8 protein-coding genes are annotated in these 15686 nt (G+C 36.9%); 1 reads left to right on the top strand and 7 read right to left on the bottom strand.

The window, feature by feature from the left end; all coding sequences use genetic code 11:
- Positions 1-14 precede the first annotated feature (14 nt).
- The 7 genes from RTW14_RS01710 to RTW14_RS01740 form a co-directional block, all read right to left on the bottom strand.
- Positions 15-3131 (bottom strand): FlgK family flagellar hook-associated protein, encoded by a 3117-nt coding sequence (locus tag RTW14_RS01710; protein WP_312647728.1) that lies wholly within the window; start codon positions 3129-3131, stop codon positions 15-17.
- Positions 3132-3146: 15 nt separating this feature from the next.
- Positions 3147-3650, bottom strand: a complete 504-nt coding sequence (flgN, locus tag RTW14_RS01715; RefSeq protein WP_312647730.1) for a flagellar export chaperone FlgN — start codon at positions 3648-3650, stop codon at positions 3147-3149.
- Between the two features lie 34 nt (positions 3651-3684).
- A complete protein-coding gene (locus tag RTW14_RS01720; protein WP_312647731.1) occupies positions 3685-4005 on the bottom strand; it encodes a flagellar biosynthesis anti-sigma factor FlgM in 321 nt (106 codons plus the stop codon).
- A 192-nt stretch (positions 4006-4197) separates the two neighbouring features.
- Complete coding sequence (locus tag RTW14_RS01725; protein WP_312647732.1) at positions 4198-6246, bottom strand: cell division protein FtsA; 2049 nt, start codon at positions 6244-6246, stop codon at positions 4198-4200.
- Between the two features lie 21 nt (positions 6247-6267).
- Entirely contained in the window at positions 6268-7371 is a 1104-nt protein-coding gene (locus RTW14_RS01730) for a protein-glutamate methylesterase/protein-glutamine glutaminase (protein WP_312647734.1), read from the bottom strand.
- Positions 7372-7383: 12 nt separating this feature from the next.
- Complete coding sequence (locus tag RTW14_RS01735) at positions 7384-8193, bottom strand: CheR family methyltransferase (RefSeq protein WP_312647736.1); 810 nt, start codon at positions 8191-8193, stop codon at positions 7384-7386.
- Positions 8194-8222: 29 nt separating this feature from the next.
- Positions 8223-10820 (bottom strand): chemotaxis protein CheA, encoded by a 2598-nt coding sequence (locus tag RTW14_RS01740; protein WP_312647738.1) that lies wholly within the window; start codon positions 10818-10820, stop codon positions 8223-8225.
- 301 nt (positions 10821-11121) lie between these two features.
- On the opposite strand from RTW14_RS01740, the gene RTW14_RS01745 reads away from it, so the two are divergent.
- Positions 11122-15570, top strand: coding sequence for an S-layer homology domain-containing protein (locus RTW14_RS01745; protein ID WP_312647740.1), 4449 nt, complete (start codon positions 11122-11124; stop codon positions 15568-15570).
- The last annotated feature ends 116 nt before the right edge of the window (positions 15571-15686 follow it).

Here is a 15686-nt window from a genome sequence, read left to right on the forward strand (position 1 = left end):
TTCACCTCATTTTCTTATCTACCAACCGTACCCATTTGGTTTATTATTCGCTCTACAGACTCATCAAGGGCAGTCATTAATCTGGCTGCTGCATTGTATGCCTTTTGATACTGCATAATACTGACACCTTCTTCGTCAAGGGAAACGGTGGATATGCCATCTTTAGCAGTCTGGATACTTTTTAGGATCGTTTCATGATTAGCAGAAAGATTGCTAGTGGAACTTACGTCCAAAGATAGTACATTCGCAATATTTGCTAGGTATTCTCCAAATGTTCCCTTGTATAAAAAGCTTTGACTTCTGTAATCTAATTTGCTTTGGCTGTTGGTATCTAAAATAAGATTCCCATCTTTATCCTTAGAATTGGATCCATCAGGTTCAGTTTTATATAGGACACCATCAGCATTAGCAACTGTGACAGTCGTTTTCTTGCCTGAAACATCAGTTGTCGTCATGGTATAGTTTCCATCAACATCTTTACCGTTTGCCAGAACAGTTACACCGTCTGAACCCATGTAAGTGTTTGAACTTGCGGCGGATGCTGGTAATTTTGTGGAATCCAGCTGATACTTTCCGGTGCTTCCGTTTCCTTCGTAAAGAAGGCCGCTACTGTTAACAGCTGTGATGTTTCCTGAACCATCCGTATATGTATAGATGTTTGGACCGGTGTTTGTATATAAATGCCCATCATCATCAGTATAATCCGAACCAGACGGTGTCAGCGTTTTGGATTTATAGATAGAAGGGACTAAAGCCCCGTTTAACGTATAGTTACCATTCGCATCTTTCCCATTAGTAATTGCAGTTAATCCGTCAGCAGCAAGATAAGTATTTGAGTTCGCAGGGGTTGCGGATAACATGTTGGCATCCAGCTGATGCTCTCCAGTGGTGCCGTCGCCTTTATATAAGATACCGTCACTATTTACAGCTGTGACGTTTCCGAAACCATCATCATAAGCAAATACGTTATCAGCAGTTTTTGTATAGGTATTCCCACCAGAGGTATAATGAGTCGCATCTACATATGTAAGAGATATGGATTTAAAATTTACCATATCTTTATTGGAAACTAAAGCACCATTTAAAGTATAATTTCCGTTGGAATCTCTACCGTTTGCAACAATGCTGGTTGTACCATCAGCAGCAGTTTTTAAATAATTTCCGTTGGCATCTTTATTGGGTACTGGCCCAGTAGAGTAATTCAGTTTTGCGGAAATAGTTGAAATCATCAATAATATATTATCATTTTGACCAGTGCCACTAGTGCTGCTGCCTACTTGGGTTTGTTTAGTTGCAGTGACACCATATGTTCCATTTAGCCAGCCATCTGCAATCTTCAAATTTGAAGCAGTAAATTGACTGGAACCGTCGGATGTTTGAAAAAGATTTTCCTTTATGGTAGTCTTTTCTTTATCATTTAATTTATTTAAAGTATTTGCCAGCTTATCTGCCAGAGAATCAAGCATACTTTCATAATAACCTATACCACGGGTTTCATTTGCTTTATAATCAAATATCCCCTCGCTGTTCAGCATATCGATAGCACCTTTAAGAGAGCCAGGAGATGCAAGTTTTTCAGCATCAAAATTATCAGTAAACTTCACCCCTATTTGCGCTAGACCATCTCTGTCAAGCTGAGTACATTTACTGCCCGCATCCCACTTAATCGGATTACCATCGCTATCCTTAATATCGTTAACACCAGCTTTAAAGGTATAGTAGCAGCTGGTAAAATCCCCAGCAACCAAATAATTCTGAGCGGCTGTTATATTATAAGGGGGAGCAGAAAGAATTGAATTTAATTTAGCATCACAAGCGGTTCTACCATTTACATATTCAGTGGCTGCATTTTTATATTCAGTAAGTGTATCTTTTTCTTTTAATGCGGCTTGTTTCTGAGTAACAAGAGCATCTTTAGCAGTGACTGCGTCTGATATAGCTTTTCTTAAAGTTTGCAGTTCGGTTGCCGTAGGTGGATTAGCAGTATCCGCAAGTTTCGTATCAAGAGCTGCCTGAGCATCCGTTACTGCAGTCGTGGCTGTTGCAATTTGATCATCCAATCCATTTGTATCAGTGATGGATTTATCGATAGCAGCAATTTTGTTTGGAATACGTGTATAATCAAGTGGACCGCCAGCAGGCGACGAACTTGCATCGCTGGGATAAAGCTTCGCCAATGCCTTATTAACATTCTGCAGTGAAGTATTACTAAAAGATATGGACTGCAGTAAATCATTAATCTTGGTTAAAGTTTCCTTTGCAGGTAATGCGGAATTATCAATGGTTACAATGGCCCTGTCAGTACCATCTTTGCCCTTTGTTTTTACATTAAAAGTGGCTGCAGTATCATTATAAATTAATGGCTGACTGCTGCCGTCTTCACCAACCATGCTGATAGAAACATCTTCAACAATAATTCCACCAGCAACTTCTTTAGGCGTATATTTTACATCGATCTTCATATAATCTGAAAGTTGGTCTAAAAGTAAATTCCTTTCATCTTTAAGCTCTAAAGCAGGACCACCATTGCACTGAACATTACGAATACTTTTGTTTAGCTCAGAAATATTAGTCATTAAATCATTAAGGGTTTTCCCAGTAACTTCTTTTAGGTTATATTCTTTTTGTTCTCGAACAGTAGAAATCTGACGTGCATACTGATTAAACTGCTTTACTAATGTAGAAGCAGCATTTCTTGCAATACTATCAAATTCTGAACTATCTGCATTCCCAGCTAAGGACTGTAGCTTTGTAACAAAATCATTGAAGCTAGTCATAAGACCTTTCTTTTCGATTTCATCAACAACTAAAGATAGATCATTCATGGTATCAAGTTTTGCTCCTTGCTCACCTAAGTTCGCCGCTTCTCTTCGATAGCGGACATCAAGAAACTGGTCTCTGCTCTGGGATATGCTTCCCACAATAACACCTTGACCAACCATAGTAGAGCTACGAGTTCCATACCTATCACCATAGCCTCCGGCAGCAGCAGAATAGATATCAGCCCGTTGTCTTGTGTAACCTGTTGTGCTTACATTAGAAATGTTCTGACCCGTAACGTCTAATTGTTTTTGTGCAGTATTTAAGCCTCTCAGGGCTGTTGTAAAAGAGTAAAATGTTGATCTTAACATGTTATCCTCCGTATATTAAGCTTTAGTTGATTTAAATCTACTAATTCTATTATTCACATCGTCATTTTGGTTTGCGATTTTATCATAAATACCGCTTTGAACACTTTGGGGTGGGGCGGCACTAATTCTTTCTATGAAAGCATCAATAGTATGAAGCCTTATATCGATATATGTTTTTATTGTACTAATAATTTCTTTAAATTGTTTTGTCTTTATAGATAAGACCTGATACGAATTTTCCAATTCAACTCTAAGTGAGTCCTCGGTCTGTTCAATTTGGTTTATAATCTGTCGATATGTCAGGCCCTCAACACCAAGCCGCTTCTGAGTAGCTTCTCTTTTCCCATCTAAGCCTCTAAGCTGAAGGATATATGCTTGTTCTTCCTTTAAAAACATATCCATCTGATCCATTTTTTTATCTTTAATGGCTTCTAATTTTTCTTGTTCAAAACTAATTAGTTTATCCATTAGTTTGATATATTCGTCCATTATCTCTTTAATTTCTACATAGTTATTCATAATTAAGCTCCCATCAGATAATTTATTTTAGAATTTAAGCGTTTTCTGATTCGCTTCCAGCTAATAGTATTTTCTTTGCAACTTCATTGGCTCCAATTTCGTATTCGCCTCTGGAAATCTGTCCTGCAAGGTTATCCAGTTCTTCAGCGGGAATATCTGCTTTTACTTCAGCAGAAATTTTGCCCTTTAATGTATTCACAAATTGTGCTTCAGCAATTTGTTCCTTGGAAGCACTTATAGTAATGGAATCCATGTTCTGAAGGTGCCCCTTAAATTTTGGCTTTTCAGTATTGGGTTGATTTTGTATACTTTTTTTATTAATTGGGGTATTAAAATAATTCCCTGTAATTTTCATAATAAACACCTCTTTGTTCAGCTTAGTTATATAAAACTTCAACCTATATATCGGCTATAAAATGTAAACCTTTAATAATTTTTTGAAATTTTTATGAAAAGCGATAATTTAAAGTAATAAAGAGGCCAGTGATTATATAAAAAAAGAGAGATTTAAATGTCTTCGAAATCTCTCTTTTTACAATATCTATAATTAAATTTCTTCACTCCACTTTATGATAGCAACGTCGTGATCATTAAGTGAGTCTGCATAGTTTGCATCATTTCCATTTATCTTTAAGACAAGCTCACCTTTAGGCTTTGCAACATCTAGGTCAGCATATTTTAGAAGATGCATTAGGATTAAAGGTTCCTCTGTCTCTTGAAATAAATGCACGGGATTCCCATTTAAGGTCACCGATATTTCGGTACGTTTTAATGTATCTGTATTATCCTCAAAATCATCATCTGCAAGTAACAGAGAAACGTTAGACTGCTCTAGAGCATGAGAATAAATTTTATTAATTTCCACATTACTTATTTTTGCATCAGAATTTACTTTCGATTCAGAATCGTTACTATTGAATTCAATAGTAGGAATTGGGGGAACAGCCATACTTGACAAGTGATCAGAGTATTCTATCTCATCCTCATCCAGCACAGTTACATTAATCTGGTCCATGTAACTGATTTTACGAGCTTCTAAAGCATCTTTATCCTGGAAATCAATTTTCAGGTCATTGACCATAAGCAAAGTTATATCCTTTAAATTAAACTCGGATAAAGCCTCTTGTAACGTTAGTGATGGCGGTTGACCATTTTTTGCTAATGTAACGGTGATCTCATCACCTTGCTTGATTTCTGTCTCAATAGTAGCAGGGAAACCATTCACCAGCAATTCTCCAGGTATTCCAGGAGTTCCTTTTACTGTTTTCTTAACGCCATTTAATGTATACACTAAATTTGGCGGGGTAAGACCAATCAAATTGGAAGGTTTTATACCTGAAAACATAAGTGCATCAATAACTTTGATAGTTTGATGATTGAATAGCATAATGCGTTTACCATTTACCGATATAGCGAAAAAGTCACATCCTCTGTAAAGGGAGGAAACAATACCTATACCGATTGGAGTAACAAAAGCCGGGCTATATAAACTTTCACTAAATAAAGATAAGTTATTGTCCGTATTTACAACACCAATAGCAACCCTGTTAGCAGCCATGCCAAGTTTTTCAGCAACAACCTTACAAAGACCTCGAATCTGGCTGCCACCGCCAACTAAAAATACGGCGGCTGGTGCGGAACCATTTATAAGTAGTACTCTCTGACTGATAGCATCTGCCAAGGAGTTAATCGTTTCTTTTACAGATGCAAAAGCCTCATCAGGGGTCAGTGTAACCTGATTGCCAAGAATATCTTTAAATTCAATTTTTTCTTCACCGCTCAGCATAAGCTTAATTCGTTCGGCTGTAGCAAAATTCGTAAGATAATGCTGCATAAGCGCTTCGGTGATTTCATCACCTGCAATCGTGACCATATCATAAGCGATGACACTGCCATCACGAGAAATTGCAATATCAGAAGTACCTCCCCCGATATCAACCAGCGCAATATTTAAGAATCTTACATCATCAGGAACAACAGCATGTATTGCTGCGATAGGCTCAAGTGTTAAATTATCCACTTCAAGTCCACAACGTGCTGTTACCGCATAAAGGCTGACTAATACACTGGAGGGTAAGAAGGCTGCAATAATATTGGCTACAGCTTTTGTGCCTTTTTGACCTTCTAGATTTTTAATTTTATAATCATCCAATGAATAGTCAGTAACGCTATATCCGACACAATAATAATCCCTGCCACCTGATTCCAGATTAGAGGATTCAGATAAGAAGGCTTCCTGTGCTTTCTCTATAGCAGAGTATTCCATGTATTGGATTATTTTTTGTGTAATAGGTTCATTGGGAATTAAATCATATGAAAAAGAAGCTGAAGCAGTACGTAAAGCTCGTCCAGCAGCAGCAATAGAAACCTTAGTAAAGGTCTGTCCGCTACGCTGCTCCAGTTTTGATTTAACGCTGTTTGCTATACGTGCAACTAAGTCTATGTCTTCAATCTGGCCATCACGCATAGCTCGTTTTTCATGAAATTCTTGTTCATAATCTAAGATACTAAAATTACCATCTTTTAATGCACCCACGATACCTACAACAGATCGTGTACCAATATCTAGTGCAAAAACAATTTTTCTGTCATCCATGTTAGACTTGTAACTCCTTTATTATCCTAGTGTGTTAAGGTGTTTTATAAGTAAGTTGGGGATTTCTTTGTTACTAGCTTGAATCATAACAGCACCAATATTTTGTGCTACCATAGGCATTCCATAAACAACACAGGATTCCTGACTTTCACCAAGGGTGTAAGCTCCTTTATTTTTCATTTCTAATAGACCTGAAGCACCATCTTTTCCCATTCCTGTCAAAATAATACCAACGTTCTTTCTTGATGATTCTTTAGCAACTGAATCAAATAAAGCATCAACAGAAGGGCAGTGACCACTGACTTTCTCAGTACCCTTACAACTAAGCTTGTAAGTACCTGCCACCTTGATTAGCCTCATCTGGCAATCACCTGGCGCGATATATACCTGACCGGGAACTACAACATCATTATCCTGCGCTTCTTTGACATTCATAGCACACAGTTTGTTTAAACGTTCAGCATAAAGCTTTGTAAAAACTGGCGGCATGTGCTGAACGATAAGTAGTGGAGGAATCTTTGCAGGAAGCCTTTTTAATACTTCAAAAATAGCTTCGGTACCTCCAGTAGAAGCCCCAAGCGCAATAAGCGCAGAATTACAAATGCTATCTGAAAAATCGGAAGGGGACTTCCCTAAAATACTATTTACTGAATTTGTAGCAGTAGAGATTTCAGCAGCATGCACGGTTTCAGCAACAGGCCGAGCCAATAAATGATTTGAAATTTTTGCTATAGAAGCCACCTTAATCTTTGAAACAAGTTCATCAATAAAGGCTTCTGGAGAAACTGAACGACTTGCATCAGGCTTTTTTACAAAATCTAATGCTCCTGCCTGTAACGCATCAAATACATTAATATTGGCTGAACTGACTAATATAATAGGCAGTGGGGCTGTAGACATAAGTTTTTTAGTTAATTCAATGCCGCTCATTTTGGGCATTTCAACATCTAATGTTACTATATCAGGCTTAAGACTGGCAATTTTTTCCTGGGCATCAAAAGCATCATATGCAGCTCCGACAACCTGTATACCGGCTTTACTGGACAAATTAGTAGAAATTAATGTTCTGTACACTGCGGAGTCGTCAACCACTAATACGCGTATGTTTCTACCTTCAATTGCCATAAGACTACCTCCTTAAAGTGGCTTTCTGTAAGTCGCAGGCATAATGTATTCAAAATCGGACTCATCTCTGTCTACAGTTTCTGAATGACCGATTAATAAATAGCCACCTGGATTTAAAGCATCATAGTATCTTTGTATCAAAGCAGCCTTAGTAGGTTTGTCAAAATAAATCATAACATTTCGGCAGAAAATAACATCAAATTTAGTTTTAAACTGAATAGGTTCCATCAGATTAAAAGTTTTAAAAATAACATTTTTTCTCAATTCGTCAGTAACCTGATAACCATCGTCCTTTTTTGTAAAATAAGAACTCTTCCATACTTCAGGAAGTGCTTTTAAAGAATCTCCATTATAAAACCCCTTTGTAGCCTTTCCTAAAGCATTTTGCGATATATCAGTAGCTAAAAGCCGAGTATCCCACTTAACTGGCTTTGATTTAAAATATTCTTTCATTATTATTGAAAGAGTATAGGGTTCCTCACCTGAGGAACAGCCCGCGCTCCAAACGCTAAGGCTGTGATTTTTATTAGTTTTCTCCAAATAAGGTAAAATAATATCATTAAAAAAAGTAAAATGATTTTCTTCCCTCATGAAGAACGTATGATTTGTAGTCAACTTGTTAAGCATCATTTCCATATCATTACTATTTTTCGTAGAGATAATATGGTCAACGTATTCCGTAAAAGATTTATAGCCTTCAGCAGTAAGATAATTTGAAAGTCTGCCTTCAATTAAAACTTTTTTTGCTTTTAAGTTTATACCATAATTTTTAATGATAAAATCAGTTAATCTAACAAAATCTTTTTCTGAAATAGTAAGCATAACATGTCTCCTTTTGAACAGATGTATACTTATACAACTTTAGTAAGTGTGGATAAGTCGAAGATTAAATGTACCATTTCTTCAATTTCTACAATACCTGTAATCAGGTCGTGCTTATTATTTGCTGGAGGTGGAGCAATAGCAGTCTTTTCAACATCAGCAACAAGGAATACCTCATCCACCAATATACCTAAAGTAGTTGAATTCACTTCAAGTATTATAATGCATGACTTAATGCTTGCAGTGTCTACGGCTTCATGATTACCCAGCTTCAGACGTAAATCTAAAACAGGAATAATCTGACCTCTCAAGTTTATAACGCCCTTTATGTAATCTGGAAGTAATGGGAATTGGGTAATAGAGAATACATTAATAATTTCCATCACATAGTCAGTATTCATGGCAAATGGTTTTTCGCCTACAGTGAATGTAAGCAGTTTTAACATTGCAGCATCAACTTTATCTTCAGATACGTAGTCACTTTCCATAGCTGCTTCTTCTAAAGCCCCATCCTTAGGAGCATTATTTCTGCTATCAAGTCTGCCAGTTGCAAAGTTGAAGATGTTTGGCACATCAAGAATAATACTGATATTGCCATCACCAAGGATAGTGCAGCCTGTTATACCAAAATCGCGAAGATTATAAGCGCCGAAGTATAGTGGGAGAGGTTTAACCACTACCTGATGCTGCCCAATTAGCTCATCAACTAGTAAGCAGTAGGAAGCCCCTGCAAACTCTACCCACATAATGATACCTTCTTCAATATCGTCAATGGCTCCACCGATTTTATATAGATTATTTAATCGTACAAGTGTTATAAATTCCTCTCCACGTTGAATCATCTCACCTCGGGCAGCGTCATTTATAATGTCATCTTTTGTAGCCTTAAAGGACTGACGGATATTTGCAATAGGAATTGTAAACTGGTAATCACCAACTATGCATTCCATACCATCAATAATAGCAAGGGTAAGAGGAATCTTAAAGGTAGTAAGAGTTCCTTCACCAATTTCCGAGGAAATATATACAGTACCCCCAACTTTTTCTATATTTTTAGTAACAACATCCATGCCGACTCCCCTGCCAGAGAATTCCGTAACTTTTTCTTTAGTTGAAAAACCAGGAAGAAGGGTAAGCTGGAGGATTTCTTTCTTGGAATATTCGTTGTCAGGCTTAGTTAATAACCCTTTTTCTTTGGCAGAAGCAAGAATCTTTTCAGGATCCATCCCTCGCCCATCATCTGAAATTGTTATAATAACTTCACTACCAGTATGCTCAGCTTTTAATGTAATCGTGCCTTCTTTTGGTTTTCCAAGAGCAATACGATCATTCACATCTGGTTCAATACCATGATCCATGGAGTTTCGAACAATATGCATTAAAGGGTCCTGAATACTATCAACAATTGTTTTATCAATTTCAGTATCGTTTCCTATGGTAACAAGCTGAACGTCTTTGCCAAGTTTTTGACCCATGTCACGTACGATTCTATTCATTTTCTGGAATACACCTGCAACAGGGACCATCCTTACAGACATAACTATGTCCTGAAGTTCAGTTGTCAGCTTTCGAAGCTGCCTTGCGGATTTAGTGAAATTGTCAAGCTTAAGATCCTTCAAATCTGAAGAAGAGGTAACCATAGACTGCGTAATAACCAGTTCTCCAACTAGAGCCATTAATGAATCCAGCTTTGAAAGATTTACGTTAATCAAATTAGTCTTGCTATGCTTGGCAAGGTCAGGTTTATCTTCTTTTTTTACCTCGGTTTTTGCATCAGCTTTCTTTGCTTCTTCATTTTTGTCAAGATTGTTAGTATCTGGAGTTTTTTCTTCCATAACTTTAACCTCCTCTGTCTCTACAGGAGTGACAACTTCTGTTCTAGCAGCAACCAAAATTTCATAATTATCTACATATATATCCTGCTTTATTATTTCTAATCCATTAATAAAGTCTTCATCACATCTGAAACTAATAGTCAAACCATGTTCGATGATGTACTGGGTTATTTCAGTTGTGGCTTCAATACTGGCAGGGGTTGTATCGATATCATCGATACATGACTCGGAAATATTTTTAAGAAGCATAATTGCTCTTAAACTCTCCATTCCACTACTTTGATCGAAAAATAATTGGACTGAAAGCCCTGAATGATCAGTAGATAGAGGGACTGAAGCCGCTGCGTCCTTATCGGAGACAGGAACTACAGAATCGTCGGGAGTATCTCCCTTCATAACGGCAAGTAACTGCTCAATTTCAGAAACTATTCCGTCAGCGCTTTCTTCCTGAGAACCGCCACCTTCAATAATAGCAACTTGAGCTTTTAAAAAATCACTGGCCTTAAACATAAGATTAAACAGTTTCTGACTGTATTTTTCTTCTACAGATCCATTTTCACGTATAACAAAGAACATATCTTCTATTCTATGTGCAACTGTCATTAGAGAATTAAACTGCATCATGGCTGAAGAGCCTTTTATAGTATGCATGATTCTAAAAATCTCATTTATCTGGTCAGTTGAAAAAAATTCTGCACTTTCTGCTTCGAGTAGTAACTCGTCTAACTGCTCTAAAAGTGTATTTGTTTCGAACAAATACATGTCCAACATATTGTCTAAACCATTATCCATAACACGAACACCACCTTACAATTGATGCTAATTTTGCATAAACTTATATAACCTATATATTAGCATAGTATTTTTAAATTATAAATAGAAATTTGTCAAAATATGAAAGAAAATAAGTAAAATCAAATAAATTAAAAGGGAAAAGAAATTAACAATACGATTTGTTTCCAAATTATTGAAGATATCACTGGTATAATATATAATAATTTAAAAATATTACGAGATTTTATTAAAGAAATAAAATTTTATGTCGAAATATTATATGGCGATATTACTATATGTGAAAGGAGACGCGATAATTATGAAGAAAATACTTATGATATTATTGTGCGGAGTGTTTGTATGTGCCGGAGCCTATGTTACTACGGGTGAAAGTTACGCAGGACACTGGGCAGATCAATATCTGAACAATTTAGTCTCGCAGAAGATTATGCGTGGAGACGATGAAGGAGATCTTAATCCGGATGATTCTATAACAAGAGCGGAATTTGTTGCTATGATGAACAGAGCTTTTGGATATAGTCAAAAAGGAACGATAGCTTTTAATGATGTACCACAAGAACAGTGGTACTATGATGATATCAGCATTGCAAAAAAGCAAGGCTATTTTAATGGTATCTATCCAGATACAGCTGGACCAGACAAGCCTTTGAAACGTGAAGAGGCAGTTACCATGCTTTGCCGTGCACTTAAAATACAAGGTGTTGAAAGTGACCCGCTTCAGTTTGCAGATAGCAGGGACTTTAGCGGCTGGAGTAAAGAATATATAAATGCTGCAGTCGAAAAGAAATTCTTATCTGGTTATCCAGATCAGACCTTTAAACCTGCTGATTATATGAAACGTGGAGAAATGGCTAAAGTTTTATCAGAAGTTGCTGGTGAAATAGTAAAAGATCAAGGCTCCAATTATATAGGATACGCCAATGGCAATGTTTCTGTTGTAGAGACAGGGGCAAGCTTAAGAAATACAATTGTTCCAGGAGATTTATATATTACTGCCGGAATGGGTACGGGTTATACCCAGCTAGAGAACATAACGGTAGGCGGCGATTTGATTATTAGTGGGACCGGAAATGCTCAGAGCGGAGAGGTAAGTGTTATTCTTACTGATTGCGATATCAATAATCTTGTTATTGATTCTGGCAATGGTAATACCATGAGCGTTCGTGCGGAAGGCGGAAGTGTTATTCGCAATACAACCGTTAAGAGCAGTGCATATCTGGAGGAAGATAATTCGAAATCAACTGCATTTAAAGATGTAATATTGAAAGGACCAAGTGGAACAACACTTAATCTTTCAGGTGCTTTTGAAAATGTTTCAGTGAATGCAGAAAATAATAAACTTAGTGTGGATAAGGGTACGGTAGACTCCCTAACAGTAGATGAAGATGCTGTAAAAGGATCTGTTTTCATACAGAAAGATACTACGGTATATGCTCTTTTCTGTGATACTGCGTCAACTGTGACTGGTACAGGAAAAGTTGAAGAAATTTCAATTAATGCAAATGATTGCAATATCTCTATGCTGCCTGAGCACATATATATCAGACCAGGGGTTACAGCAACTGTAAATGGACAGAAGATGACCAGTGTTGATGCGGAAGCAAACAATGCAAATCCAGAGTTCTTGTCCTCATATCCAAAGTATCAGGATTTACTGTCAACAAGTGTAAAGCTGTTGGCCAAGACCAATAAGCCAGGGAAAGTATACTGGGCTGTAAAGAATATTGATTTAGTTAATTCAGGAATGTCTGAAGAAGAAGTGAAAAACCCAGATAGCCGCTATGTTGTTAAATCAGGAAATGTTAACGTAGTTGGAGATAAAGAAGTGACGATTAGTGTTACAGGACTGACTAGTGGTGTGACGTATGAGTATTATATGGTGTTTGAGGACTTAAAAGAAGACAGATCAGGTGTTGAAAAACAAACATTTAAGACGGTAGACATTGTAGCACCTAAGTTCTTAAATAGTACGCCTAAGATAATAAAATCATCAAAAGATTCAATTACTATGGTAGCGATGCCATCTAAGAATGTGACAATTTGCTGGGCTGTACTGCCAGCAAAATCAGTTCCGCCTACTATTGAATCTTTATCTCAGCTTAAAGTTTCAGGGGCTCTTGCTCTGGGATCTGAAAGTAACTGTGAAATGAATGACCCGAGAGAAATCCCTATGCAGGGTACAGGGGATAAGCAGCTGGTAGAAAACGTTACATATGATATTTATATGGTATTGAGGGATGACAGTGGAAACTTATCAAATTTAGCTAAAGTAACGGGAGCCACTTTAGACCAGACTCCACCTAAATTTATGGATGGTTATCCTTGGAACGAGCCAAGTGAGGCTACATCCTTAAAGATCAGGCATATGGCTACGGAAGAAGGGACTTTATATTGGGCAGTTTACCCAATGGACTTTAAGTTCCCGCCAGTAGACAATTTCGAATCCATAACGGATGCAGCTATCATAAAAGAACTAAAGATACGAGCTATAACAACTGGCCAAAAGGCTGTCAAAAGTGGTAAAGTTACGGTTTCAGAGCAAAAAGACGCTACTTTAGGCATTTCGGGTTTGGCTAAACAGACTCCATATGATATCTATTTCCTTTTAATGGATAAGGCGGGAAACTATTCAGAGCCAGCATCTTTATTAGGAATAAAGACTTTGGATAAGTCAGCACCAGTTGCTACTATGGAATTTGATAAAGTTATAACCGGTAAGCCAACTATAGAGTCAGATATTAAAATAGTGTTTGATGAGATAGTGTACTATTATGGTGATGATGGGACTAAAACAAGATTAGCAACATTACAAGATAAAAGTAAACTAAAAAATATTCTTGTACTTTATGATTTATTAAAAACAACAACAAATAAGCAAGTGCCTGATTCGTTTATAGACTTTACTAAAGCTCAGATTGCAGAGAAAGATGGAAAAACAATTATTACCTTTAAAAAGGATTGTTTTGCAAATGGTAAAGGCCTTAATACAGGAGGATCTTATCAGTTTGAAGTAAGTAACATCATAGATTCTGACAACAATGCTATGCAGCAGAAGACTAGGATTAATGCATTCAATACCGTTCCACCTCGGGTATTTGTTGGAAGATACAATGGACAAGTAGATTTGGAAGCACAAAGAGAACTAGCCTTTACTATTAATCCTGATTTACCAATAAACAGTGATGCATACTATGATATAGTTCTTCATTCAAATCAAGTAATAAATGTAGATATTTATAAGGTTAGTGGCACTACGGCTACAGCTATTGCTACAAATAAAATTATAGAAGCGGGCCAGGCCAGAACCCTTGCAGATTTGGTTGGACCTACAAGCAACAGAAAATTTACTAAATTTGATCAATTAACAGATGAGTCCTACAGCTATATCGTTCATATCAATAAAATGAATGGTATAGATAATCCAGCTGCATGGGATGGCGAATTGAACTTGCAGGCTCTTGCTGTAATAGGGGAAGATACTAAATTAGATGGTTTAGCAGGAAAATTGATTATGGCAAATGCACCAGCAGACCCTATTGCATACATAGAATCTAACTCGGATGTTCTAACGGTAACAGATCCTACTGTATATAGAATGACTAAAGTATATGCAGATACAGAACAGCCTAAACTAGAAAGACTGGATTTTGAGGTATACGATACAGCTACAAAGGTTACAGCCACTGCGGATAAAGCAGGTAAACTATATTATGTTGCAGTTCCTAAAGCTTCTTTGCCAGCAAATTTTGAGCCTACTGTAGACTTAGTGCTTGCAGGACTTCCAGCTTATCACGGAAGTAAGTCTGGTACACTTGAAATGCCAAAAGCAAGAACTGATTATTATGTTGAGCTTAGTGAACTTAAGCCGGATACAGAGTATGCATTCTTCTACGTATTAAGAGGAAAGACGGCAGAAAATCTAGTTGCTGAACAGAAAAGTTTTACAACTAATGAATACACAAAACCTGTATTCCTAAATGATACTCCAAGAGCTGGGAATGAGAAGGGTAAAGACTTTGTACAAATGATGGTAAATATGAACACGCCTTCTACAGTTTATTGGGTTATGTATCCAAGTGGAAGATATACTACAGCTGCAGGAATTAATCAGATAAAAGCGACAGACATTAGAGGAACTACAAATACATCTGGAGATGTTATAGATTTTGGAACCTTTGACGTCACTGCATCTGCCATAGATTTTTCTACAAAATGCGAGCATATGGTTTCTGGATTAACTTATGACTTCTTTGCTGTTGCTATAAGTAAATATGGGCAACAGGTTTCAGATGTTAAGATGGTTAAAGGCTTAAGAAGTTCGGATATGACTCCACCGGATATCAGGGATGTTAACTCATTGCTTGCAGAAACGACATCTGGCAGCGGTATTTACGAGGGCTCTGTAACCATTACATTTACTGAACCTCTATACTATAGACAGGACGTAAATGGACAAGCTATAGCACTTACGGACGCTACATTTACAAAGGAGATCTTTGTATATGATAGTAATCGTATAACAGACTTAGAGATAGTAAAGAAGATATTTACAACGGATGAAGATATACAGAAAAATAAGCCACTAATCGGTACAGTTATAAGCTTTAAGGGAATGAGAGATGGACTTAGCATAGGCATCCCAGGAAGCATTTATGATGCCAGCGGAAATGAAGCGGGACAGCTTGTTATAAGATGTGAAGCGGGAAAACTTGAAGTAAGTCTTGCTAAAAAAATAATTGTACAGTAAGGTTTAATTTCAGAAAATCAAAATAAGCAGTTTAAATACAAAACCCCTAAGGCTACTTAGGGGTTTTGTGTATTTTTTTGTCAAATCTTATTGTTAAAGTATTCAAAAAATAGTAT

Source organism: Aminipila sp., assembly GCF_032051575.1.
In the GTDB taxonomy this organism is placed as follows: domain Bacteria; phylum Bacillota; class Clostridia; order Peptostreptococcales; family Anaerovoracaceae; genus Aminipila.

Bases quoted from the DNA above. Each gene is read 5' to 3' on its own strand.
- RTW14_RS01730 (WP_312647734.1), bottom strand. From the start codon at position 7,371: ATGGCAATTGAAGGTAGAAACATACGCGTATTAGTGGTTGACGACTCC.
- RTW14_RS01735 (WP_312647736.1), bottom strand. From the start codon at position 8,193: ATGCTTACTATTTCAGAAAAAGATTTTGTTAGATTAACTGATTTTATC.
- RTW14_RS01740 (WP_312647738.1), bottom strand. From the start codon at position 10,820: ATGGATAATGGTTTAGACAATATGTTGGACATGTATTTGTTCGAAACA.
- flgN (WP_312647730.1), bottom strand. From the start codon at position 3,650: ATGAATAACTATGTAGAAATTAAAGAGATAATGGACGAATATATCAAA.
- RTW14_RS01745 (WP_312647740.1), top strand. From the start codon at position 11,122: ATGAAGAAAATACTTATGATATTATTGTGCGGAGTGTTTGTATGTGCC.
- RTW14_RS01725 (WP_312647732.1), bottom strand. From the start codon at position 6,246: ATGGATGACAGAAAAATTGTTTTTGCACTAGATATTGGTACACGATCT.
- RTW14_RS01710 (WP_312647728.1), bottom strand. From the start codon at position 3,131: ATGTTAAGATCAACATTTTACTCTTTTACAACAGCCCTGAGAGGCTTA.
- RTW14_RS01720 (WP_312647731.1), bottom strand. From the start codon at position 4,005: ATGAAAATTACAGGGAATTATTTTAATACCCCAATTAATAAAAAAAGT.